This is a genomic window from Pseudomonas brassicacearum, from assembly GCF_003732265.1.
In the GTDB taxonomy this organism is placed as follows: domain Bacteria; phylum Pseudomonadota; class Gammaproteobacteria; order Pseudomonadales; family Pseudomonadaceae; genus Aquipseudomonas; species Aquipseudomonas brassicacearum_D.
Genome location: NZ_MOBK01000008.1, coordinates 248,086 through 273,323, shown reverse-complemented (window position 1 = coordinate 273,323; position 25,238 = coordinate 248,086). Strand labels below are relative to the sequence as shown.

Below are 25,238 nucleotides of genomic sequence, written 5' to 3'. Positions count from 1 at the left end.
GACAAAAATAGCCCTGCAAATAGACCGGCGATTATACGCACAAGTCACCTGGGAGACCGCGATGCTGGAAAGCGCACTGTATGAATGTCCGTATTGTGGTGAAGGGGTCGAGACGACGGTGGACCTGTCCGGGGGCGATCAGACCTACATAGAAGACTGCCAGGTGTGTTGCCGGCCGATCACCTTCGTGTTGCAGGTTCATGGTGAGGAATGGCACCTCGAAGTTTTCAGTGAAAACGAATGAAAGGGGCACCCGATGCAGCGAATCTACGAGCCGGAAAATCTGATGGAAGGCGAGTTACTGCAAAGCATGCTGGCGAGCGAGGGCGTCGAGGCGCATCTGGTGGGGCGCGATTTGCTCGGTGGCACCGGTGAACTGCCGATCTTCGGCCTGTTGGGGTTGTCGGTGGATAACGACCAGGCCGAATACGCCCGCGAGCTGATCACCGCGTACAATGCCGCGCTGCCGCTGCCCGGTGATGAACCAGAAAGCTTTCCCGGCACGCTGGTCTGTTAGGCTGACGTTCGTTTTATTCAGAGTCGTGTTGCCCCATGTGTGGACGTTATGCCCTGTTTCGCTGGAACCCCGCCTTCGCGGCCCTGCCCGGTTTCCCTGCCGATCAGCATGCCCAGTGGAATATTTCCCCCAACGATTCGGTGTTGATGCTGCGTGCCGGTGCCGACGGCCAGCGTGAACTGGCCCGCGCCCGCTGGGGCCTGACGCCACCGTGGCTGACCGACCTGTCCCGCACCCCGGCCCATGCCCGGGCCGAAACCGTTGCCGAGCAACCGATGTTTCGCCAGGCCTTTCGTGAGCGTCGCTGCCTGCTGCCGGCCAACGGTTTCTATGAATGGCGCGGCACTACGCGCAAGCGCCCGTACTGGCTGACGCCGGGCGAAGGTTCTTCGCTGTTTTTTGCCGCAATTTGGGAAGCGTACCCGGTGCAGGAGCAGGTGTGGTTGAGCACGGCGGTGATCACGCAGCCGGCGGCGAGTCAGCGTCGGCCATTGATTCTGGATGAGGCGGGGCAGGCGGCGTGGCTCGATCCGCAGACGCCGTTGCATACCTTGCAGGCCTTGCTTGCCAGTGAACCGGCGGCGTTGCGCGAGCGGGTGCTGGCGAACCTGGTGAATGATCCGAAGCTGAATGCGCCGGAGTGTCTTACCCCGGGCTGAGTGATGTGGTGATTGTGCCGGCCCCTTCGCGAGCAAGCCCGCTCCCACATTGGATCTGTGTCGTTCACAAATCCCTTGTGGGAGCGGGCTTGCTCGCGAAGGGGCCTTCGGATCAGACCTTGAACTGATTGATCAACCGCCGCTGCTGTTCAGCCAGCTTGGTCAGGTCGGCACTCGCCGCGCTCGATTCATCTGCCCCGCCAGCCACTTCATTGGCCACTTGCCCGATGTTGATCACGTTACGGTTGATGTCATCCGCCACCGCGCTCTGTTCCTCGGCCGCACTGGCAATCTGCGTGTTCATGTCGTTGATCACCGACACCGCCTGAGTAATCGTCTCCAGCGCTTCGGCGGCTTTCGCCGCGTGCTGCACGCTTTCGTCCGTGCGGTTCTGGCTGTCTTCCATGACCCGCACCACGTCGCGGGTGCCTTGTTGCAGTTGCTGGATCATGGTCTGGATTTCTTCGGTGGCCTTCTGGGTTTTCTGCGCCAGGTTGCGCACCTCATCGGCCACCACCGCAAAACCACGGCCCTGTTCACCGGCACGGGCCGCTTCGATGGCCGCGTTCAAGGCCAGCAGGTTGGTCTGCTCGGCGATCCCGCGAATGGCCGTAAGGATCGCGTTGATGTTTTCGCTGTCCTTGGCCAGGGTTTGCACCACACCCACAGCTTTGCCGATTTCCACGGCCAGCACGCCAATCGAGTTCGAGGTATCCCGCACGATCTGCATGCCCTGCGCCGCCGCCTGGTCGGCATGGCTGGCGGCTTGCGCGGCCTGGGTTGCGTTGCGCGCCACGTCCTGGGCGGTGGCGGTCATTTCATGTACCGCCGTGGCCACCTGATCGATCTCGGCCATTTGTTTCTGCACGCCGATGTTGGTGCGGATGGCGATGTCGGCGGTGTGTTCCGACGAATCGCTGACACTCTGCACCGACGTCACGACTTGGGTAATCATCGCCTGCAACTTGGCGAGGAACGTGTTGAAGCCTTTGGCAATCGAGCCCAGTTCGTCTGCGCGATCACTGGTCAGGCGGCGCGTCAGGTCGCCTTCGCCTTTGGCGATGTCATCGAGCATGGCGACCATTTGCTTGAGCGGCCGGGCAATGCCGTGGCCCACCAGCCAGATCACCAGTAAGCCGATACCGGCGATCAACAAGCCAACCATGGCCATGCCGAAGGTGTCGGATTTGCGTTGGGCGTCGAGGTCGCCCTGGAGTTTTTGCAGGTCGGCCATCACCGCGTTCAGCGGCAATTGCAGCATCAGGGTCCAGCGCGCGTCGGTCTGGCCGATGCCGAACGGCAGGTACAACTCGATCCGGTCGTGGGCCTTGTCGACGGTGTAGGTCACTTCGCCGCGCTTGAGATTGCTCATGTTGGCGATTTGCTGACTGTCGAGGATGTCGCTGACCTTCTCGCCGAATTTGCTTGGGTCTTTGGTGTAGGCAACGATCCGTCCGTTACCGCCGATCAAGGCCATTTCCCCTGCGCCGCTGTACAGTTTCTGGTTCGCGCCCAGGAGCATTTCCTGAATGAAGTTCACCGACAGGTCGGCGCCGACGATGCCCTGGAAGGCGCCGTTGAGCATGATCGGTTCAATAAAGGAGGCGAGCATGACGATTTTGTCGCCGACCTTGTAGGGCGCCGGATCGATCACGCAGGATTTTTTGGTTTCCTTGGAGCACAGGTAGTACTCGCTGGCGCGCACACCGGTGGACAGGGTTTTCTGGTCGTCGACGTCCACCAGTTTGTCCAGGCCGAGGGTGCCGTCATCGTTGCGGAACCACCACGGCAGAAAGCGTCCGTTGCTGGCGTCGATGCCGGTCACTTTGGTGTCGACGTAGGCGGCATCGTTTTGGTCGAGGGCGTTCTTTTCCCAGCCGATGTAAGTGCCGAGGATCTTCGGGTTCTTGGCCACGTTTTCCTTGATCAGGCTGATCAACTGCTCACGGCTCACATTCAGCTGCGGCTGGCCGTCCGGCCCCGGCGTGCCGATCAGGGCGTTGACCCGCACCAGTCCGCCGGCAATCAGCAGCGGCGCTTCAAGTTCACGCTGGATCTGGCTGACCTGGGTTTGCGCCAGGGAGGTCAGGCGCTGTTCGATGACTTGCTCGAATTGTGCCTGGGTCCGTTGCTGGACCATGTCTTGCGTTCGTGCGCCGGAAAATAGCGCGTACAGCACCAGTGCGGCGACTACGCTGAGAACGATGGCGCCGGCGAGGGCGGCCACGGAAAACTGGATCGACTTGAATTTCATGGGTGCTCCGCACGCAAGAGGACGTCTGCGCTGGTGTATCGGCAGCGGGGTGGATAGCCATGAGCGGGGGCGGGTGAAATGACTGTTTTGGACGTGCCCGTGTCGCAATCAGAAAGGTGCCGAACCTTTGTGCGGCAAGGCAGTCAGTGCTGTATGAATTTTTTGCTACTGCCGTCGTCCCGAGTCGGGTTGCGGCTTTATAGGAGTGCCGTGATGAACAAGTCTCTGGTGGCGTGCGTGTTGGGTTCGGCCTTGCTGCTGAACGGCTGCGAGACCGTCAACACAACCAGTGCGGGTGAAGTGGGTGTGGTGCGCAAGCAACACATGACCACATTGTTGTCGAGCGCACAGGTCAATCAGGCCTACGCGCAGGACTACAAGCAGACCGTGGGGGATGCGAGCAACAAAAACATCCTCGACAAGACCAGTACCGAAGCCGTGCGCGTGCAGGCGATTGCCGATCGACTGATTGCCCAGGCACCCACATTTCGCCCGGATGCGGCGCAATGGCAGTGGGAGGTCAATCTGATCAAGAGTGATGACCTCAACGCCAACTGCGGTCCTGGCGGCAAGATCATTGTGTACACCGGGCTCATCGACAAGCTGCAACTGACGGACGATGAACTGGCCGCGGTGATGGGGCATGAAATCGCCCACGCCTTGCGCGAGCATGGCCGTGAAGCACTCTCCAAATCCTATGGCTTGAATATCGCGCAGCAAGTGGCGATAGCGGCGGGTGCGCCGGCGTCGATTGTCGAGGTGGGGAATAACGGCGTGAACCTGTTGATGACCTTGCCCAACAGTCGCACCAATGAAAACGAAGCCGACCTGATCGGCCTGGAGCTGGCGGCGCGTGCGGGTTACAACCCGAATGCGGCGATCACCCTGTGGGAAAAAATGAGCAAGGCTGACGAGGGGGCACCACCGGAGTTTCTCAGCACTCACCCATCTTCCAGCAGCCGGACTGCGGCGTTGCAAGGGGCGATTCCGAAGGTGATGCCGTTGTATGAGAATGCGCGTAAATCTTGAAGCTGTTGTGAGGCTGCTGACGCCTTCGCGAGCAAGCCCGCTCCCATTAGACCGCGGTCAACTGTGGGAGCGAGCCGGCTCCGGGCGGCGTTCCGACGAAGAACGATAACGCGGTCTACCGGGTTAAACCCAGCCGCTACTCTGCATAGCCTTGTACACCGCAACAATCGCCAGGATGAAGAACGCCGACGCCGCCAGTCGACGGATCAGGGTCAATGGCAGTTTGTCCGCCGCAAAGTTACCGGCCAGTACCACCGGTACGTTGGCAATCAGCATGCCGGCGGTGGTGCCGATGATGACCAGCCACAGATCCGGGTATTGCGCCGCCAGCATCACGGTGGCGACCTGGGTCTTGTCACCCATTTCTGCCAGGAAGAACGCAATCAGCGTGGTCAGGAATGGCCCGAACTTGCGCGCGGTGCTGACGTCGTCGTCCATCTTGTCCGGGACCAGGGTCCACAAGGCCGTCGCGGTGAAGCTGGCGGCCAGGATCCAGTGCAATGTCGCATTCGAGAAGAAGCTGCCGACCCAGGCACCGACCGCACCGGCGGCCGCGTGGTTGGCCAGGGTCGCGGCGACGATGCCGGCGATGATCGGCCATGGCTTGCGGAAGCGGGCAGCGAGAATGAGCGCGAGCAGTTGCGTCTTGTCGCCGATTTCGGCCAAGGCAACGATTGCGGTAGGAACGAGAAGTGAATCCAGCATCATCAGGGTTTTTCCTAAGGGGCGGGTCGACACGGCTATGACACGTACAGCCTTCCCGCCCCGGGTAAGGTGTTCGTGTCATAGGTCTTGTCAAACCCTGCGATCCGTCTGATGCGGACGCTTGGGTCGCATACGCCATGGTCTGAGGACCAAGTATGTTGACGTATGCCGGACGAGCATGGCGCTCGTGGGAGACTACTCCCCTAGGACGGAGCGGATTCTGCCTAGGCAAAATCCGTTAGGCAAGCACTTATTTGTCAGCCGCGTTTGGCCCGGTAGATTCTGAAACCCTGCCCCTCGGCCTTGATGGCGCACACGCCGAGGTGCTCTTCGATCAGCGGTTGGTACTTCAGGAAACTATTGGCAACCAAGCGCAGTTCGCCGCCGTTTTTCAGATGTTTGGCCGCTTTTCGCAGTAAGTTCTCCGTGGCGAAGTAATCGGTATGGACGCCGACATGGAACGGCGGGTTGCTCAAGATCGCACTCAAACCCATCGGCGCGGCGTCGATCCCGTCGCCGGTAATCACCTCGGCTTCCAGACCATTGGCAGCCAGGGTCAGGCGACTGCTGGCCGCGGCAAACGCATCGACGTCGAGCAAGGTCACCTGATTGTGCGGATAACGACGCTTCACCGCCGCGCCCAACACGCCTGCGCCGCAACCGAAGTCCAGCAAGTGGCCGCTCGGCAGCTTGTCCAGATGCTCCAGCAACAGCGCACTGCCGCGATCCAGCCGACCGTGGCTGAACACGCCCGGCAGGCTGATGACTTTCAATGGCCCTTCGGCCAGTGGCAATTCGTAGGTCTGTGCCAGGCTTTCCAGCGACTTGGCTTCTGGCGCGTTGGCCACGGTGACCAGCCAGAGCTGGCAGTGACGGGCGCTGTCGAGCTTGCGCGGCTTGCCGAACGGGTTCAGTTGTTTGGCTGCACCTTCGATGCCGCTGCGTTTTTCACCGACCAGGTACAGCTCACGCCCGGCCAGGCGCGAGGCGAGGGCGTTGAGGATGTAATCGGTCAGGTCCTTGGACTTGGGCAAAAACACCACCGCCGTCTCGAACTCACGCTCGGGTGCGTTCACGCCAAAATGGCTGCGCTCGGCGAAACGGGCGTCCAGCGCGGCCTGGTCGCCGGCGTGCCAGCACCAACCGTGGGCAGCGGGCAGTCGGCCCAGCAGATCGTCGGCGGGCAAACCGGCCAACAACACCGAACCCTGGAACAACTCGGGCTGACGAAGCAGTACTTCACTGCGCGGATCCATACTCTGCTCCTTGAAAAAAAGTGCGGCAGTTTATCAACTGACGACCCGCAGCGCTGTACCGCTGAAGAAAGCCTGCGCGTTTTCGGTCAGCTGCCCCACGATTCGCTGCCGTGCTTCGCGACTGCCCCAGGCGTTGTGCGGGGTGACGATCAAACGCGGGATGTCAGCGGCCAGCAAAGGATTGCCCGCCGTCGGTGGCTCGACGCTCAGCACATCCGTGGCCGCGCCGCCCAGATGGCCGTTGCGCAGGGCATCGGCCAGCGCTTGCTCATCGATCAAGCCCCCGCGCGCGGTATTGACCACGAAGGCGCCGGGTTTCATCGAAGCCAGTTCACGGGCGCCGATGAAGTGGCGGGTGTGTTCGTTGAGCGGGCAGTGCAGGGTGAGGGCGTCGATCTGCGGCAACAGTTGATCCAGCGGCAAACGATCCGGCCGGGCAGGGCGCCCCGGGATCTGCCCCAACAGCACGCGCATGCCGAATGCTTCGGCCAGTCGTGCGACGGCGCCGCCGAGTTCGCCATGGCCAAGTAAGCCGAGGGTTTTGCCTTCCAGCTCGACGATCGGGTAATCGAGCAGGCAGAACTGTTTCGCCTGCTGCCAGCGACCTTCACCCACGGCTTTTTGATAGTCGGCCAGGCGCGTCGCCAGGTTGAGCAGCAACATGATCGTGTGCTGCGCCACCGACGGCGTGCCGTAACCCTGGCAGTTGCAAACGGTAACGCCATGGGCGCGGGCGGCGGCGAGATCGACGTTGTTGGTGCCGGTGGCGGTGATCAGGATCAGCTTGAGGTCGGGGCTGGCGGCGATGGCGTCGGCGTTGATCAGGATCTTGTTGCTGATGGCCACCGTGGCGCCCTTGAGGCGCTCGATCACTTGATCCGGCAGGGTCTGCGCAAACAGCTGCAACTCGTCGAAGCAATCACGCAGCGGGTGGAGGTCGAGGTCGCCGAGATCCAGGGACGGGTGGTCGAGGAAAACGGCGCGGCGAGAGTTCGTCATCAACTGTACCTTTTGTGCATTGAACTGAAGGCGTAATCTGCCGAGCCTACCAGATGAAACAAATGGTTACCCATTGGCCGGGCCACGACAAAACCTGTGGCGAGGGGGCTTGCCCCCGTTGGGTCGCATAGCGGCCCCAGCCCAAGTGGCTATGAATTGTCAGACATACCGCGTCATCCGTTTTTACGACTGCTGCGCAGCCGCACGGGGGCAAGCCCCCTCGCCACAATGAGAAGTTCGCTACAGATTTTTTCTTTCGATCCGCCCTAAGGAGCCCCTATGTACTGGACAGAGTTCTTGACCGTTGCCCTGATTCACTTGCTCGCCGTGGCCAGCCCAGGCCCGGACTTTGCCGTGGTGGTGCGTGAAAGCGTGACCCACGGTCGGCGGGCCGGCACCTGGACGGCGCTGGGCGTCGGCACCGCCATTTTCCTGCACGTCGGTTATTCGCTGCTCGGCATCGGCCTGATCGTGTCCCAGTCGATCGTGTTGTTCAACGCGCTGAAATGGGCCGCCGCCGCGTACCTGCTGTACATCGGCTACAAGGCCCTGCGCGCGCAACCGGCCAAGGCTGTCGATGACAACCTGCATAAGGAAACCGGCGAGCGCACCGCCCGTGGCGCGTTCACCTCCGGTTTCGTGACCAACGGCCTGAACCCGAAAGCCACGCTGTTCTTCCTGTCGTTGTTCACCGTGGTCATCAATCCGCACACGCCACTGGCGGTGCAAGCCGGTTACGGGGTTTACCTCGCGGCAGCGACGGCGCTGTGGTTTTGCCTGGTGGCGCGGCTGTTCAGCCAACAGCGTGTGCGCGCCGGTTTCGCCCGCATGGGCCACTGGTTCGACCGCACCATGGGCGTGGTGCTGATCGCCATCGGCGTGAAACTCGCGTTCACCGAGATGCATTGATAGCGGGTTGATCCTCGATATCCTGCAAATGCTGGCGCAAAGCTAGCATTTGTACGGCTCTGCAAATCATTCCTTTGGCTGATTTGGCTGACATTGAAGGGCACTAAAGTGCTTTCATTCAGCCAACACCGTGCAGCCAGAAAAGGGATTCATATGTTGCAGACTCGCGTTATCCCCCCAGCCGAAGGCGCTTACCAGTATCCGCTGCTGATCAAGCGGCTGCTGATGTCCGGCGCTCGTTATGAGAAAACCCGCGAGATCATTTACCGCGACCAGCTGCGCTACAGCTATCCGACCCTGATCGAACGGGTCGCCCGGCTGGCCAACGTGCTGACGGCCGCCGGCGTCAAGGCCGGGGATACCGTGGCGGTGATGGACTGGGACAGCCATCGCTACCTGGAATGCATGTTCGCCATCCCGATGATCGGCGCGGTGATTCACACCATCAACGTGCGCCTGTCGCCGGAACAGATCCTCTACACCATGAACCACGCCGAGGACCGCTTTGTGCTGGTCAACAGCGAGTTCGTGGGGCTTTACCAGGCGATTGCCGGGCACCTGACCACGGTCGAGAAAACCCTGCTGCTGACCGACCTGCCGGAAAAAACCGCCGACCTGCCGAACCTGATCGGCGAGTACGAGCAGTTGCTGGCGGCCGCCAGCCCGCAATACGACTTCCAGGACTTCGACGAAAACTCCGTCGCGACCACGTTCTACACCACCGGTACCACCGGTAATCCCAAAGGTGTGTATTTCACCCACCGGCAACTGGTGCTGCACACCATGGGCGTGTCGACCATCATGGGCTCCATCGACAGCGTGCGGCTGTTGGGCACCAGTGACGTGTACATGCCGATCACCCCGATGTTCCATGTGCATGCCTGGGGCTTGCCGTATGTGGCGACCATGCTCGGGCTCAAGCAGGTTTATCCTGGCCGTTACGACCCGGAATACCTGGTGGAGCTGTGGCACAAGGAGAAGGTCACCTTTTCTCACTGCGTACCGACCATTTTGCAAATGATCCTCAACGCCAAAGCGGCGCAAGGCACGGATTTCGGCGGCTGGAAAATCGTCATCGGCGGCAGTGCGCTGAACCGCACGCTGTACGAAGCGGCCAAGGCCAAGGGCATCCAGTTGACGGCGGCGTATGGCATGTCGGAAACCGGGCCGCTGGTGTCGTGTGCTCACCTCAACGATGAATTGATGGCCGGCAGCGAAGACGAACGCACCACGTATCGCATCAAGGCCGGCGTGCCGGGGCCCCTGGTGGAGGCCGCGATCGTCGACACCGACGGCAATTTCCTGCCCGCCGATGGCGAGACCCAGGGCGAGCTAGTGCTGCGTGCGCCTTGGCTCACCGAGGGCTACTTCAACGAACCGCAGAAGGGCGCCGAGCTCTGGGCCGGAGGCTGGCTGCATACCGGCGACGTGGCGACGCTGGACGCCATGGGCGTGATCGACATTCGTGACCGCATCAAGGACGTGATCAAGACCGGTGGCGAGTGGATCTCGTCCCTGGACCTCGAAGACTTGATCAGTCGCCACGTTTCGGTACGCGAAGTAGCAGTGGTGGGCATCGCCGATCCGCAATGGGGCGAGCGCCCATTCGCCCTGCTGGTTCTTCGCGAAGGGCATGAGATCGGGGCCCGGGAACTCAAGGAACACCTCAAGCCATTCGTGGAATTGGGGCACCTGAGCAAGTGGGCAATTCCTAGCCAGATTGCGCTTGTTACTGAAATTCCCAAGACCAGTGTCGGCAAGCTCGACAAGAAGCGTATCCGCCTCGACATCACTGAATGGCAGGCCAACAACAGCGCGTTCCTCTCGACGCTTTAAGCGTCCTCTGGTGTGCCCGAAAGGGCACGCCAGCCCCACCAAGCAAGCGCTTGGCTTGTGTAATCCGAATTTTCAGCCATCCTTGCCGTGCCGACATGTGTCGGACTGGCGAAAGGACTGTTCCAGAGTGGCCGGCAGCTGCAAATCACACTTTAGAGGGATCAAGCTCTACTACCTGCTGGCTATAGTCCGCTCAAGGATTTTTAAGAACGGAGCAAACGCACAAAACGGGGCGATGCAATTTTGGAGTGACTTCGGGACGCCTTGGCTCCCCGTCACCCACAACGTTTTTAGAAGTGCTCACTGCCATAACAATAATGCACATGGAGTAGCGTCGATGACATCAGTAAACAAGTTCTGGCGCCGGGCGAAATTGCCCCTGGCGGTCAGTCTCGCCTCTTCGCTCGCCGGGCCTGCATTCGGCGTCAGTTTCAACGTTGGTGAAATCGAAGGTCAGTTCGACTCGTCGCTGTCCCTGGGTATGAGCGTCTCGACCCAGCAGCCGAACAAGAACCTGATCGGCGTCAACAACGGCGGGCATGGCCTGTCCCAGACCTCCGATGACGGACACTTGAACTTCAAGAGCGGGCAAGCGTTCTCGAAGATCTTCAAGGGCATCCATGACCTTGAGTTGAAATACGGCGATACCGGCGTGTTTGTCCGGGGCAAATACTGGTACGACTTCGCACTGCAAGATACCAACCTGGAATTCAAGAACGTCGAAAACGACGGTCGCAAAGAGGGCGCCAAGTCCTCTGGCGGGCAAATCCTCGACGCCTTCATCTACCACAACTACACCGTTGCCGATGAGCCGGGCTCCGTGCGTCTGGGCAAGCAGGTCGTGAGCTGGGGTGAAAGTACATTCATCGGCGGCGGCATCAACTCGATCAACCCGATCGACGTGTCCGCGTTCCGTCGTCCGGGAGCCGAGATCAAGGAAGGCCTGATCCCGGTCAACATGTTCTACGTGTCCCAGAGCCTGACCGAAAACCTCTCGGCCGAAGCGTTCTACCAGCTGGAATGGGACCAGACCGTTGTCGATAACTGCGGCACGTTCTTCTCTCAGCCAGACATCGTCGCCGACGGTTGCGACAACAACCTGCGCGTGCTGAACAAGCGCTCGCAGATTCCGGCCATCGCGCTGGGCCCGTTGGCAGCCAACGGTGTCAACGTCAACGAAGAAGGTGTTCTGGTCCAGCGTGGCGGCGATCGTGATGCACGTGACAGCGGCCAGTGGGGCGCGTCCTTCAAGTACATGTTCGACCCGCTGGACACCGAGTTCGGTGCCTACTTCATGAACTACCACAGCCGTGCGCCGATCTTCAGCGCCACGGGTGCACCGCAATCGGTCTACAACGGCGTGGCGGCATTGCCAGGCCCGTTCCAGGCACTGGGGCCGCTGCTGGTCGCGGGTAACTCGAAATACTTCATCGAATACCCTGAAGACATTCGCCTGTACGGCTTGAGCTTCTCCACCACCCTGCCTACCGGTACGGCGTGGAGCGGTGAGATCAGCTACCGTCCGAACGCACCGGTGCAGTTGAACTCCACCGACATTCTGTTCGCCGGCATTCGTCCTTTGGGCAACGGCAACGCGAATAATCCGTTGACCAACGCTTCGTTGCTGTCCGCCGCGCCGGGCACTGACCTGAACGGTTATCGTCGTAAGGAAGTCACCCAGTTCCAGACCACCCTGACGCACTTCTTTGATCAGGTCATGGGTGCCAGCCGTCTTACGCTGGTCGGCGAAGTGGGCGTGACCCATGTTGGCGGCCTGGAAAGCACCTCTGACGTTCGTTATGGCCGCGATCCGGTCTACGGTCCTGGCAGTCTGCCCGCCTCGGGCGCTCTGGACACCTGTGTTGCACTCAACACCAGCACCATCAACGGGGCCGGCCCCGGCGCTGCCACCAATAACCGCAGCCGCAACTGCGACAACGACGGCTTCACCACGGCGACTTCGTGGGGCTACCGCGGTCGTGCGATCTGGGAATACAACGACGTGTTCGCCGGCGTGAACCTCAAGCCGAACGTGGCCTGGTCCCACGACGTGGACGGTTACTCGCCTGGCCCTGGCGGCAACTTCGAAGAAGGTCGTAAAGCGGTGAGCCTGGGCGTCGATGCCGAATACCAGAACACCTACACCGCGAGCCTGGCCTACACCAACTTCTTCGACGGCAAGTACACCACCGTAGATGATCGCGACTTTGTTGCGCTCAGCGTCGGCGTGAACTTCTAAGCACTGTTTATTCAGGACGAACACACATATGAAAATAACAAAGAGTCTGTTCCACGCCGGTGTCTTGGGGCTTTCGCTGCTGGCGACCAGCGTGATGGCGGCGGTCCCTGCGGCCGAAGCCGACAAACTGGGCAAGAGCCTGACGCCGATGGGTGCCGAGATGGCGGGCAACGCCGACGGTTCGATTCCGGCCTGGAAACCCATGCCGAAAAACGCCGGCACGGTCGACAGCAAAGGGTTCCTGTCCGACCCGTTCGCCAGTGAAAAACCACTGTTCACCATCACCGCGCAGAACGTCGACCAGTACAAAGAGAAACTTGCCCCGGGCCAGTACGCGATGTTCAAGCGCTACCCGGAAACCTTCAAGATGCCGGTTTACCCGTCCCATCGCGGTTCCACTGTGCCGGATGACGTGTTCGCCGCCATCAAGAAGAACGCCACCACGACAACCCTCGTGTCCGGCGGCAACGGCCTGGAAAACTTCGAAACCGCCGTACCGTTCCCGATTCCGAAAAGCGGCGTCGAAGTCATCTGGAACCACATCACCCGCTATCGCGGTGGCAGCGTGACCCGTCTGGTAACCCAGGCTACGCCACAGCCGAACGGCTCGTTCAGCCTGGTGTACTTCCAGGACCAGTTCGTGTTCCGCGACAAGATGAAGGACTACGACCCGAAAAACCCGGGCAACATCCTGTTCTACTTCAAGCAGAAAGTGACCGCGCCGGCACGTCTGGCCGGTGGTGTGCTGCTGGTGCACGAAACCCTCGACCAAGTGAAGGAGCCGCGTTCGGCGTGGGTCTACAACGCCGGTCAGCGTCGTGTGCGTCGTGCGCCACAAGTGTCCTATGACGGGCCAGGTACCGCGGCGGATGGCCTGCGTACCTCCGACAACCTGGACATGTTCAACGGTGCACCGGATCGCTACGACTGGAAGCTCGAAGGCAAGAAAGAGATGTACATCGCCTCCGACAGCTACAAACTCGACTCGCCGAACCTCAAGTACACCGACATCATCAAGGCCGGTCACATCAACCAGGACCTGAGCCGTTACGAGCTGCGCCGTGTCTGGCACATCGTGGCTACCCTGAAGGAAGGTCAGCGTCACATCTACGCCAAACGTGACTTCTACATCGACGAAGACACCTGGCAAGCCGCCGTGATCGATCACTACGACGGTCGTAACCAGCTGTGGCGTGTGGCGGAAGCTCACTCCCAGCAGTACTACAACGTGCAAGTGCCGTGGTACACCCTGGAAACCTTGTACGACCTGCAATCGGGCCGTTACCTGGCGCTGGGCATGAAGAACGAAGAGAAACAGGCGTATGACTTCGGCTTCACCGCCACCACCAGTGACTTCACACCGGCCGCACTGCGTCAGGACGGGGTTCGTTAACCCATACTGAACAGAGGCCGCATCCTCGAAAACGCCCCGACTGGTTCGGGGCGTTTTTTTGTCTGGCATTTGGACAATGAATTTTCGGCGCCTTCTATGGCCCCTTCGCGAGCAGGCTCGCTCCCACAGTTGGTTTTCAGCAGGCATAGAAATGTGTGGGCTGCGCAGATCCAGTGTGGGAGCGAGCCTGCTCGCGAAGGGGGCAACTCGGTCTAAAAGGAAAACGCCATCCCTGGCCCCGCAACGTCTGGTTGTAGACTTTTTGTAGCCATTTGTAGCAATAACCTTCATTCCCTATCCGTTTACCGCTAGTCTGCGGACATCTGCAACGCCGCCATCCGCAATTCAAACAAGAGCCGGCCATGACTGATCTGTCCCCACCCCCGGGCCCCGCAAGCGTTTCCATCGCCGCATTGGACGGGCGCTTTTTTCGGCCCCCGTTGCCCGACGGCCATGTGCTGCGGCCTCGTTTGTGCGAGCGCCTGAGTGCCGGTCTCGGTGGCAGGCTGTTGCTGGTCAGCGCACCCGCCGGGTTCGGCAAGAGTTCATTGGCAGTGGAGTTCTGTCAGGGCTTGCCACCTCATTGGCAAAGCCTGTGGCTGGGGTTGAGTCCTCGAGACAGCGACCCGGGGCGTTTTCTTGAGCGGTTGCTCGAAGGGCTCCAGGATTACTTTCCGACACTGGGCAGCCAGGCGCTGGGACTGCTGAAAATGCGCCAGCGCCATCAGCCGTTCGCCTTTGAAGAATGGCTGGACGGGTTGCTGGACGAATTGGCCGTTCACCTGTCGACGAGTACGCCTTTGCTGCTGGTGCTCGACGATTACCACCTTGCGCAAGGCCCGGTGCTCGATCGTTGCCTGCAGTTTTTCCTCAATCATTTGCCCGATGGCTTGTTGGTCATGGTCACCAGTCGACAGCGCCCGGACTGGCACCTGGCCCGTTTGCGCCTGTCGCGCCAACTGCTCGAACTGCATGAGCAGGACCTTCGACTGACCCACGATGAAGCCCTCACGTTGCTTGATCGCCACAGCAGTTCATTGCGTGGCGAGGCGCTGGAAAGCCTGATTCAACGCAGTGAAGGCTGGGTCGCTGGGCTGCGATTCTGGTTGCTGGCAGCCTCCGAGGCGGGCACCGACGGTGCGTTGCCGCAGGCGCTGCACGGTGGGGAAGGGCTGATTCGCGATTACCTGCTCGAAGAGGTCATCGATTGCCTGCCGGCCGAAGTGCAGCAGTTCCTTTACGACACGGCACCCCAGGAGCGTTTTTGCAGCGAGCTCTGCGACGCGGTCCGCGAAGCTCATGACAGTGCCGAAATCCTGCGTTTCCTCCAGGCACATCAAGTGTTCCTGGTACCGCTGGACGAGCACGGCCACTGGTATCGCTATCACCATCTGTTTTCCGACCTGCTGCGCACCCGGCCCACCGCACAGACGATAGTGCCTGCGGCCAGCCTGCATTTGCGTGCATGTCGCTGGTTCAATGCACAGGGGCTGCTCGACGAAGCGGTGGAGCAGGCGTTGCGTGCCGGGCATCTGGACGTTGCGGCCAACCTGGTGCAAAACCTCTCCGAAGAACAACTGCTCGCCGAGCAAAATGTCGGCATGTTGTTGCGCTGGAAAATGGACCTGCCCGACAGTTTGCTGATCAGCACCCCCCGATTGATCGTGCTCTACAGCTGGGCGTTGGGGCTGGCCTGTCAACTGGACGCCGCCGAGGAACTGGCTGCCTATTTAAGCCGCTTCCTGCCGGCCCCTTCGGCCACCGCGCAGAAGTCGATGCTGGCGCAGTGGCTGGCCCTGAGCGGCATCATCGCTCGCGGGCGCGGCAACCGTGACCTGACGCTTCTTTATTGCTCTGAAGCGCTGCAGAGCCTGCCGGCCAAACGCTACGGGCAACGGCTGATGTGCCTGTCGACCTTGTCCAACCTGGCCATCGCCGACGGTGATTTGTGGCGTGCGCGCAACTTGAACCGCGAGTCGCTGGAATTGGCGCAGCGGGTCGGTAATCCGTTGTTTGAAGCATTGGCCCATTACGACCGCGCCCGTGTGCTGCAAGCGCGCGGGGAAATCCTGCGTTCGCTGCAAGAGGTCCGTCAGGGCCTGCAACGCTTGCAAGGGCTGTCCCCGCAACGGCTTTATGCCGTACGCGCCCGGCTGACCATGTATGAGGGTTTCCTGCTGGCCATGCACCTGCAACCGCAGGTCGCGCGGGCACGCTTGCAAGCCGGTTTGAGTGAAGCACGGGCCTGTCGCGATATCAGCGTATTGCTCGGCCATTGCGTGATCGCCCGGCTTGAGGGCAACAGTGGCGAGTTTGCCAAAGCCTTCGCCGAACTGGCCGAAGCCGAGCGGCTGATGCACATCTGGGACGTGCCACCGATTTACTATCTGGCGATGATCACCCTGGTCAAATGCGAACTCTGGCTGGCCCAGGGGCGCACCGATCTGGCCGAGGCCTGGCTGGCGCGTCTCGGCCAGACCTACAATGGCGAGCACGCCGCCGCGCCGCCGGAGTTTCATCCACAGCTGCCGCTGCATATCGAGTTGCAGCAGGCCTTGCTGGAAGTCATTCAAGGGCAACCGATGCTCGCCGAGGGCCGGTTGAATGCGTTGCTTGAACATGGACAGCAAACCGGACGGCAATTGCTCTGCGCAATGGCGCTGACTCAAAAAGTAACCTTGTTGCTGACCAGCGGACGCGAGCCCGAGGCCCGCAAGGCGCTGGTTCAGGCGCTGGAAGCGGCGGCGGGCGGCGTGTTGCAACCGTTCGACGGGTTGCTCGCTGAACATCCGGAATGGCTGCGTGGGCAACTTCAAACCTGTCCCCCAACTGCTTTTTCGCAGAACCTTGCGGAACAATTACCGATCGTGGCCGTTCGCCCGGCCGTGGAGTCATGTGCGGGGGCAGAACAGCTCAGCGCCCGTGAACTGGCGGTGCTGCGACTGATTGCCCAAGGTTGTTCGAACCAGCAAATCAGCGATCAACTGTTCATCTCGTTGCACACGGTCAAGACCCACGCCAGCCACATCAACAGCAAGCTCGGGGTTGAGCGGCGCACGCAAGCCGTGGCTCGGGCGAAGGCGTTGGGCGTGCTGGCCTAGGGGATATCTGTACGGATATCTGAAAACAAAAAACGCCCCGAACCAGTCGGGGCGTTTTTGTTTGTATCCCCCGACCTGTTTGACAGGCCGGGAGGTTCCAGCGCGATTACACCGTTATGCCACCAAATCATTGGCGCTGAAGGTGTTGACGCCCACCAGCTGGATTTCAAAGTCGGCACCTGCGTTGCCGCTGACGTTGCCCGACAGAACGTGGTCGACAAAACGCACTTGTCCTGCGCCTGTGAATTCATTGGCACCGATGAAGGTGAAACCGTTGAAACCACTTTGCAACAGGTCGGCATCGAATTTGGTCAGATCGATTTTATCGCCCTGCAGGCTGCTGAAGTCGGTGATGACATCGCGGTTGGCGCCGGTGCCCATCTGATTGACAGCACCGAACACGAACGTGTCGGAGCCCGCGCCGCCGGTCAGGGTGTCGACGCCCGCGCCACCATCGAGGATGTTGTTTTGACCGTTGCCGGTGATCGAGTTGTTCAGGCTATTGCCCAACGCAGTAAAAGCCCCGGTTCCCAGCAGCAGGATATTTTCAACGTTGACCAGGTTGCTGGTCGCCAGATTGACCACATTGTCCTGAGCGGTGGCATTGAAGGTGAGGTAAAGCGTATCGATACCTTCGTTGGCGTTTTCCTGTAGCAGCGTCAGTTCGGCACTCTGGTCCAGGGCGTAAGCATCGTTGCCCTTGCCGCCGATCATCGTGTCGATGCCGAGGCCACCGTCCAGTATGTTGTTGCCGTCGTTGCCGGTCAGCACGTTGTTCAGGGTGTTGCCGCTGCCATTGAGGTCGGCGCTGCCGGTGAGGGTCAGGTTTTCCAGGTTGGCACCCAGGGTCCAGCTTACCGACGAGCGCACGGTGTCGATCTCGCCAACCAGGGTGCTGGTTTCGCTGACCACGTCGCCGACGTTGTCGACGATGTAGGTGTCATTGCCGGTGTCGCCAGCCATGAAGTCGGCACCCGCGCCGCCGTCCAGGAGGTTGTTGCCGACGCTGCCCTTGAGGACGTTGTTGAGGCTGTTGCCGGTGCCGTTGAGGTTGGCGCCGATCAGGGTCAGGTTCTCGACGTTGGTGCCCAGGGTGTAATCGATGTAGGAGTAGACCGTGTCGATTTCCGAGGCCGAGGTGCCTTGCTCGACGATCACGTCGCCGGCGTTATCCACCACGTAGGCGTCGTTGCCGGCACCACCGATCAGCGTGTCCGCGCCGGCCTTGCCGTCGAGGATGTTGTCGCTGGCGTTGCCGGTGATGGTGTTGTCCAGGCTGTTGCCGTAGGCCGTGAAAGCGCCGGTGCCGAGCAGCAGGAGATTTTCGACGTTTTGCAGGTTGCTCAGGTCCAGGTTGACCACGCTGCCCTGGGTCGCATTGAAGGTGAGGTAAAGGGTGTCGGTCCCTTCGTTGGCGTTTTCCTGAAGCAGGGTCAGTTCGGCACTCTGGTCCAGGGCGTAGGCATCATTGCCCTTGCCGCCGATCATGGTGTCGATGCCGAGGCCACCGTCGAGGATGTTGTTGCCGTCGTTGCCGGTCAGCACGTTGTTCAGGGTATTGCCGCTGCCGTTAAGGTCGGCACTGCCGGTGAGGGTCAGGTTCTCCAGGTTGGCGCCCAGGGCGTAGTTAACCGACGAGCGCACGGTGTCGATCTCGCTGGCCAGGGTGCTGGTTTCGCTGACCACATCGCCGACGTTGTCGACGATGTAGGTGTCATTGCCAGTGTCGCCAGCCATGAAGTCGGCGCCCGCGCCGCCATCGAGGAGGTTGTTGCCGGCGCTGCCCTTGAGTGTGTTGTTGAGGCTGTTGCCCGTGCCGTTGAGGTTGCCGCCGATCAGGGTCAGGTTCTCGACGTTGGTGCCCAGGGTGTAATCGATGTAGGAGTAGACCGTGTCGATTTCCGAGGCCGAAGTGCCTTGCTCGATGACCACGTCGCCGACGTTGTCCACCACATAGGCATCGTTGCCGGCACCACCGTCCATGGTGTCAGCACCCTCCATGCCGTTGAGGATGTTGTCGCCGGCGTTACCGGTCAGCACGTTGTTTTGGGTATTGCCGATCGCATTGATGCCGGCACTGCCGGTGAGGGTCAGGTTCTCGACGTTGGCACCAAGGGCGAAGGTCACCGACGACACTATGCTGTCGATCTCGCCGACCAGGGTGCTGGTTTCGCTGACCACATCGCCGACGTTGTCGACGAAGTAAGTGTCATTGCCGGTATCGCCGGCCATGAAGTCGGCGCCTGCACCGCCATCAAGAATGTTGTTGCCCGAGTTACCGATCAGCACGTTGTTGAGGTTGTTGCCGGTGCCGTTGAGGTTGGCGCTGCCGGTGAGGGTCAGGTTTTCCAGGTTGGCACCCAGGGTCCAGTTCAGCGAAGAGCGCACGGTGTCGATCTCGCTGGCCAGGGTGCTGGTTTCGCTGACGACATCGCCGGCGTTGTCGACGATGTAGGTGTCATTGCCAGTGTCGCCGGCCATGAAGTCGGCACCCGCACCACCATCGAGGATGTTGTTGCCGGCGCTGCCCTTGAGTGTGTTGTTGAGGCTGTTGCCCGTGCCGTTGAGGTTGCCGCCGATCAGGGTCAGGTTCTCGACGTTGGTGCCCAGGGTGTAATCGATGTAGGAGTAGACCGTGTCGATTTCCGAGGCCGAAGAGCCTTGCTCGATGACCACGTCGCCGATGTTGTCGACCACATAGGCGTCGTTGCCGGCACCGCCGTCCAGGGTATCCGCGCCGCCCATGCCGTCGAGGATGTTGTCGCCGGCGTTACCGGTCAGCACGTTGTTCTGGCTGTTGCCATAGCCGTTGAGGCTGGCATTGCCGGTGAGGGTCAGGTTCTCGACGTTGGCGCCCAATGTGAAACTTACCGAGGACCGCACGGTGTCGATCTCGCCAACCAGGGTGCTGGTTTCGCTGACCACGTCGCCGACGTTGTCGACGATGTAGGTGTCATTGCCGGTGTCGCCAGCCATGAAGTCGGCACCCGCGCCGCCGTCCAGGAGGTTGTTGCCGACGCTGCCCTTGAGGACGTTGTTGAGGCTGTTGCCGGTGCCGTTGAGGTTGGCGCCGATCAGGGTCAGGTTCTCGACGTTGGTGCCCAGGGTGTAATCGATGTAGGAGTAGACCGTGTCGATTTCCGAGGCCGAGGTGCCTTGCTCGACGATCACGTCGCCGGCGTTATCCACCACGTAGGCGTCGTTGCCGGCACCACCGATCAGCGTGTCCGCGCCGGCCTTGCCGTCGAGGATGTTGTCGCTGGCGTTGCCGGTGATGGTGTTGTCCAGGCTGTTGCCGTAGGCCGTGAAAGCGCCGGTGCCGAGCAACAGGAGATTTTCGACGTTTTGCAGGTTGCTCAGGTCCAGGTTGACCACGCTGCCCTGGGTCGCATTGAAGGTGAGGTAAAGGGTGTCGGTCCCTTCGTTGGCGTTTTCCTGAAGCAGGGTCAGTTCGGCACTCTGGTCCAGGGCGTAGGCATCATTGCCCTTGCCGCCGATCATGGTGTCGATGCCGAGGCCACCGTCGAGGATGTTGTTGCCGTCGTTGCCGGTCAGCACGTTGTTCAGGGTATTGCCGCTGCCGTTAAGGTCGGCACTGCCGGTGAGGGTCAGGTTTTCCAGGTTGGCGCCCAGGGCGTAGTTAACCGACGAGCGCACGGTGTCGATCTCGCTGGCCAGGGTGCTGGTTTCGCTGACCACATCACCGGCGTTGTCGACGATGTAGGTGTCATTGCCAGTGTCGCCAGCCATGAAGTCGGCGCCCGCGCCGCCATCGAGGAGGTTGTTGCCGGCGCTGCCCTTGAGTGTGTTGTTGAGGCTGTTGCCGGTGCCGTTGACGTTGGCGCCGATCAGGGTCAGGTTCTCGACGTTGGTGCCCAGGGTGTAATCGATGTAGGAGTAGACCGTGTCGATTTCCGAGGCCGAAGTGCCTTGCTCGATGACCACGTCGCCGATGTTGTCCACCACGTAGGCGTCGTTGCCGGCACCGCCGTCCAGGGTGTCCGCGCCGGCCATACCGTCGAGGATGTTGTCGCCGGCGTTGCCGGTCAGCACGTTGTTCTGGCTGTTGCCATAGCCGTTGAGGCTGGCATTGCCGGTGAGGGTCAGGTTCTCGACGTTGTCGGAAAGGGTATAGCTGACCGTGGTTTTTACCAGGTCGGTCCCTTCATTGGCGCCTTCGACCACGGTATCGGCAATGTTATCGACAAGGTAGATATCGTTGCCCGTGCCACCCTGCAAGCTGTCTGCGCCTGCGCCACCATCCAGTATGTCGTTACCTGCACCACCCTGAAGTGTGTTGCTGGAGGCATTGCCGGTCAGGGTGTTGTCGAGCGAGTTGCCAATGACGGTAAAGGCCCCGGTCCCCACCAGCACGACGTTTTCGACGTTCTGCAAATTGCCCGCGCTCAGATTGACCACGCTGTCCTGGGCGGTGGCGTTGTACGCGAGGTAAAGCGTGTCGGTCCCTTCGTTGGCGTTTTCCTGTAGCAGCGTCAGCTCAGCGCTCTGATCCAGGGCGTAGGCGTCGTTGCCCTTGCCGCCTATCATCGTGTCGATGCCGAGGCCACCGTCCAGAATGTTGTTGCCATCGTTACCGGTCAGCACGTTGTTCAGGGTGTTGCCGCTGCCGTTGAGGTTGGCACTGCCGGTGAGCGTCAGGTTTTCCAGATTGGCGCCCAGGGTCCAGTTCACCGAAGCGCGCACGGTGTCGATCTCGCTGGCCAGGGTGCTGGTTTCGCTGACCACATCGCCGACGTTGTCGACGATGTAGGTGTCATTGCCAGTGTCGCCGGCCATGAAGTCGGCACCCGCGTCGCCATCCAGGATGTTGTTGCCCGCGCTGCCCTTGAGTGTGTTGTTCAGGTTGTTGCCGGTGCCGTTGACGTTGGCGCCGATCAGGGTCAGGTTCTCGACGTTGGCACTCAGGGTGTAATCGACATAGGCGTAGACGGTATCGATTTGCGAAGTCGAAGTGCCTTGCTCGATAATCACGTCGCCGACGTTATCCACCACATAGCTATCGTTGCCGGCGCCGCCATCCAGAGTGTCCGCGCCACCCATGCCGTCGAGAATGTTGTCGCCGGCATTACCGTAGATTGCGTTGTTCTGGTTGTTGCCATAGCCGTTGAGGTTGGCATTGCCGCCGAGGACCAGGTTCTCGACGTTGGCGCCCAGGGTGAAGGTCACTATGGAAGACACGGTGTCGATTTCACCGACCACGGTGCTGGTTTCGCTGACCACGTCACCGACGTTGTCGACGTAGTAAAGGTCTTCGCCGGCGCCACCGGCCATGAAGTCGGCGCCTGCTCCGCCGAATAGAACGTTGTTGCCGGCGTTGCCGATCAACGTGTTGTTGAGGTTGTTGCCGGTGCCATTGATGTTGCCGTTGCCGGTGAGCGTCAGGTTTTCCAGGTTGGCGCCCAGATAGAAGGTCACCGAGGACTGCACGGTGTCGATTTCGCTGGCCAGGGTGCTGGTTTCGCTGACCACATCGCCGATGTTGTCGACAATGTAAGTGTCATTGCCGGTGTCGCCGGCCATGAAGTCGGCGCCTGCGCCGCCATCCAGGGCGTTATTGCCGGCGCTGCCCTTGAGTGTGTTGTTGAGGCTGTTGCCGGTGCCGTTGACGTTGGCGCCGATCAGGGTCAGGTTCTCGACGTTGGTGCCCAGGGTGTAATCGATGTAGGAGTAGACCGTGTCGACTTCCGAGGGCGAGGTGCCTTGCTCGATGACCACGTCGCCGATGTTGTCGACCACATAGGCGTCGTTGCCGGCGCCGCCGTTCATGGTGTCTGCACCCTCCATGCCGTTGAGGGTGTTGTTGGCGGCGTTGCCGGTCAGCACGTTGTTCTGGGTGTTGCCGACCGCATCAATGTTGGCGTTGCCGGTGAGGGTCAGGTTTTCCAGGTTGGCGCCCAGTGTAAAGGTCGCGGAGGCCAGCACGCTGTCGATCTCGCCGACCAGGGTGCTGGTCTCGATGATTGTGTCGGAGGTGCTATCGACAACGTAGGTGTCATTGCCAGTGCCGCCGATCAACCAGTCGGTGCCCGCGCCGCCATCCAGGATGTTATTGCCGGAGTTGCCGGTGATGACGTTGTTGAGGCTGTTGCCGGTGCCATTGAGGTTGGTGCTGCCGGTGAGGGTCAGGTACTCGACGTTATTGCCCAGGGTGTAATCGATAGAGGCGATAACCGTATCGACCTGATCGGGGAAGACAATGTATTCGGTGACCACGTCGCCGACGTTATCCACGTAATAGGTGTCGTTACCGGCACCACCTTCCATGATGTCCGCGCCGGCACCGCCATCGAGGATGTTGTTTGCGCTGTTGCCGGCAAGGCTGTTGTTCAGTTCGTTACCGGTCAGGTTGATTTGCGCGTTGCCCAACAGTTGGCCGTTCTCGACGTTGGCAGCCAAGGTGTAGCTGATGCTGGTCTGGACCAGGTCGGTGCCTTCGTTTGCCGCTTCGACCACCGAGTCTGCAGCGTCGTCAACGACGTAGGTATCGTTGCCGACTCCACCGACCAGCAGGTCGGCGCCGGCACCACCATTGAGGGTGTCGTTGCCCAAACCGCCTTGCAGTGTGTTGACCGACGCGTTGCCGGTCAGAACGTTGTCCAGGTCGTTGCCGATCACATTAAATGCACCGGTCCCCAGCACCTGGACGTTTTCGAAATTTTGCAGGTTGCCGACACCCAGATTGACGGTGCTGTCTTGGGCGGTCGCGTTGTAAGTGAGATAAAGCGTGTCGTTCCCTTCGTTGGCATTTTCCTGAATCAGGGACAGTTCACCGCTCTGGTCAAGGATGTACTCGTCATTGCCCCTGCCGCCGATCATCGTGTCGAGACCGGCGCCACCGTTGAGGATGTTATTGCCGGTGTTGCCGATCAGTACGTTGTTTTGGGTGTTGCCGATGCCGTAGATGGTATCGGTGCCGGTGAGCGTCAGATTTTCCAGGTTGGCGCTCAGGGTAAAGCTCGCCGAGGCCTGCACGGTGTCGATCTCGCTCACCTGGGTGCTGGTTTCGATGATGACATCGTTGGTGTTGTCGACAATGTAAGTGTCATTCCCGGCGCCACCGATGAGCGTGTCGACGCCTGTGCCACCATCAAGGATGTTGTTGCCGGCATTACCCGTGAGCGTGTTGTTCGAAGCGTTGCCGTACGCATTGAGGTTGCCATTGGTCAGCAACGTCAGGTTTTCGACATTGGGGCTGAAGGTGAGGTTGTAGCTGACAGTGGAAATGACCGAGTCGATTTCCGTGGGGGAAGTCCCTGTCTCGCTGACGACATCACCGACATTGTCTACGTAGTAAGTATCGTTACCGGCGCCGCCAGACATGATGTCTGCACCTGTTCCGCCATCCAGGACATTGTTCAGGGCGTTGCCTTTCAAAATGTCGTTGAAGGTTGAACCTGTGGCGTTTTCGATCTGGCTGCCGAAAGCAATCGCAAGTCCACTGTTGAAGGCGTAAGTGGTCCCGTCTGCGTAATAGTCGAAGGCGATACCGATCGAACTGAAGGCGCCCTCATTCAAGTCCAGGCTGACACCGCTCAGTTGGTTGCTCGCATCGATCGTGTCGGTGCCACCCGAATCCCAAATGGTCTCGAAAACGCTTTTGTAGGAGTCCCAGCGATAGACCGTGTCGCCCGCCTGGTAATGGGTGTTGGCCCCATACAGCGACTGGATGGCCAGGATGTCCAGGACCATCGGTGTCGTCGGCAGATAGGAGTAGTTGCTGTTGTAACTCATGACGGTGTAACGCACATCGTCCAGCGACGGGTCGAGAATCGTGGAGTTCAGGGCGTTAGGCGAAAACGGATGTTTGAGCCCGATGGCATGACCGATTTCGTGGATGAAGGTCAGGTAGTCGTAAGAACCTTTAATCGGGTATGGATCGCTTGGATCGCCGATCCACACGTCACCACCCTTTGGCGAATTGGACGGAATGTAGGCCCAGGCAGCCGCCTGGTCCTTCATCAGCGAGTAACCACCAAATCGCAAATCACCGACATTGGTAATGTCATCGGTGGTCTGTGTGAAGCTGATATTTGCAACGGAACTCCAGGTCGCCAGTGCATTGATAATCGCACCGCGTTGATCGGAACTCAGGGTGTAGATCGCCTTGTACTCGTTATCCGGGCTGTAGTTGGTCACGAAGTAAGACGTGTTCGGCGCAACAAAGCTGTAGCTCAGGTTTGTCGTTCCGCCGATGGGCCAGTTGGACCCCAGCCAATAGGATCCGGCCAGCAGGCTGTCGACTGCTTTAACGCCGGTCAGTGAAGAAGTTAAGCTAAACGAGAAACCAGAAGGAGTAGGCATGCGAAATTCCTGAGTGCGC

14 protein-coding genes, 1 pseudogene and 1 riboswitch are annotated in these 25,238 nt (G+C 60.4%); of the genes and pseudogenes, 9 read left to right on the top strand and 6 right to left on the bottom strand.

Annotated features, from left to right (window positions below):
• Positions 1-61 precede the first annotated feature (61 nt).
• The 3 genes from BK660_RS22245 to BK660_RS22235 are packed head-to-tail and all read left to right on the top strand — an operon-like array spanning position 62 to position 1,176.
• Positions 62-244 carry a CPXCG motif-containing cysteine-rich protein gene (locus BK660_RS22245; protein ID WP_123435103.1) on the top strand — a complete coding sequence of 61 codons (183 nt, stop codon included), beginning with the start codon at positions 62-64 and terminating at the stop codon, positions 242-244.
• A 12-nt stretch (positions 245-256) separates the two neighbouring features.
• Positions 257-517: a putative signal transducing protein gene (locus BK660_RS22240; RefSeq protein ID WP_123435102.1), complete on the top strand. Its 261-nt coding sequence runs from the start codon at positions 257-259 to the stop codon at positions 515-517.
• Positions 518-552: 35 nt separating this feature from the next.
• Complete coding sequence (locus BK660_RS22235; protein WP_123435101.1) at positions 553-1,176, top strand: SOS response-associated peptidase; 624 nt, start codon at positions 553-555, stop codon at positions 1,174-1,176.
• Between the two features lie 112 nt (positions 1,177-1,288).
• Here the strand turns inward: BK660_RS22235 and BK660_RS33655 are convergent, their stop codons facing one another.
• Positions 1,289-2,032, bottom strand: a complete 744-nt coding sequence (locus BK660_RS33655) for a methyl-accepting chemotaxis protein (protein WP_371916308.1) — start codon at positions 2,030-2,032, stop codon at positions 1,289-1,291.
• A gap of 111 nt (positions 2,033-2,143) precedes the next feature.
• A pseudogene (locus tag BK660_RS33650) lies at positions 2,144-2,341 on the bottom strand (HAMP domain-containing protein); the annotation flags it as partial.
• 1,302 nt (positions 2,342-3,643) lie between these two features.
• Between BK660_RS33650 and BK660_RS22225 the strand changes: the two are divergent.
• The gene (locus tag BK660_RS22225) at positions 3,644-4,459 is read left to right on the top strand and encodes a M48 family metallopeptidase (RefSeq protein ID WP_123435099.1); all 816 of its coding nucleotides are present in this window, start codon (positions 3,644-3,646) and stop codon (positions 4,457-4,459) included.
• 123 nt (positions 4,460-4,582) lie between these two features.
• On the opposite strand, the gene BK660_RS22220 is transcribed toward BK660_RS22225, so the two are convergent.
• The 3 genes from BK660_RS22220 to BK660_RS22210 all read right to left on the bottom strand — a co-directional run bounded on the left by BK660_RS22220 (position 4,583) and on the right by BK660_RS22210 (position 7,419).
• Positions 4,583-5,164, bottom strand: a complete 582-nt coding sequence (locus BK660_RS22220; RefSeq protein ID WP_123435160.1) for a TMEM165/GDT1 family protein — start codon at positions 5,162-5,164, stop codon at positions 4,583-4,585.
• A gap of 92 nt (positions 5,165-5,256) precedes the next feature.
• A riboswitch (yybP-ykoY riboswitch) is annotated at positions 5,257-5,381 on the bottom strand.
• Positions 5,382-5,421: 40 nt separating this feature from the next.
• Positions 5,422-6,420, bottom strand: a complete 999-nt coding sequence (locus BK660_RS22215) for a class I SAM-dependent methyltransferase (RefSeq protein ID WP_123435098.1) — start codon at positions 6,418-6,420, stop codon at positions 5,422-5,424.
• Positions 6,421-6,453: 33 nt separating this feature from the next.
• Positions 6,454-7,419: a 2-hydroxyacid dehydrogenase gene (locus BK660_RS22210; protein ID WP_123435097.1), complete on the bottom strand. Its 966-nt coding sequence runs from the start codon at positions 7,417-7,419 to the stop codon at positions 6,454-6,456.
• A gap of 279 nt (positions 7,420-7,698) precedes the next feature.
• Between BK660_RS22210 and BK660_RS22205 the strand changes: the two genes are divergently transcribed.
• The 5 genes from BK660_RS22205 (at position 7,699) to BK660_RS22185 (ending at position 16,897) form a co-directional block, all read left to right on the top strand.
• A complete protein-coding gene (locus BK660_RS22205) occupies positions 7,699-8,328 on the top strand; it encodes a LysE family translocator (RefSeq protein WP_027925991.1) in 630 nt (209 codons plus the stop codon).
• Positions 8,329-8,481: 153 nt separating this feature from the next.
• Positions 8,482-10,164 (top strand): fatty acid--CoA ligase, encoded by a 1,683-nt coding sequence (locus BK660_RS22200; RefSeq protein ID WP_123435096.1) that lies wholly within the window; start codon positions 8,482-8,484, stop codon positions 10,162-10,164.
• A gap of 337 nt (positions 10,165-10,501) precedes the next feature.
• The gene (locus BK660_RS22195; protein ID WP_123435095.1) at positions 10,502-12,403 is read left to right on the top strand and encodes a DUF1302 domain-containing protein; all 1,902 of its coding nucleotides are present in this window, start codon (positions 10,502-10,504) and stop codon (positions 12,401-12,403) included.
• Positions 12,404-12,431: 28 nt separating this feature from the next.
• On the top strand, positions 12,432-13,796 hold the full coding sequence (locus BK660_RS22190) for a DUF1329 domain-containing protein (RefSeq protein ID WP_123435094.1): 1,365 nt from the start codon (positions 12,432-12,434) through the stop codon (positions 13,794-13,796).
• Between the two features lie 362 nt (positions 13,797-14,158).
• The gene (locus tag BK660_RS22185; RefSeq protein ID WP_123435093.1) at positions 14,159-16,897 is read left to right on the top strand and encodes a winged helix-turn-helix domain-containing protein; all 2,739 of its coding nucleotides are present in this window, start codon (positions 14,159-14,161) and stop codon (positions 16,895-16,897) included.
• 114 nt (positions 16,898-17,011) lie between these two features.
• On the opposite strand, the gene BK660_RS33130 is transcribed toward BK660_RS22185, so the two are convergent.
• Positions 17,012-25,219: a M10 family metallopeptidase C-terminal domain-containing protein gene (locus BK660_RS33130; protein ID WP_259698523.1), complete on the bottom strand. Its 8,208-nt coding sequence runs from the start codon at positions 25,217-25,219 to the stop codon at positions 17,012-17,014.
• Positions 25,220-25,238: the final 19 nt, after the last annotated feature.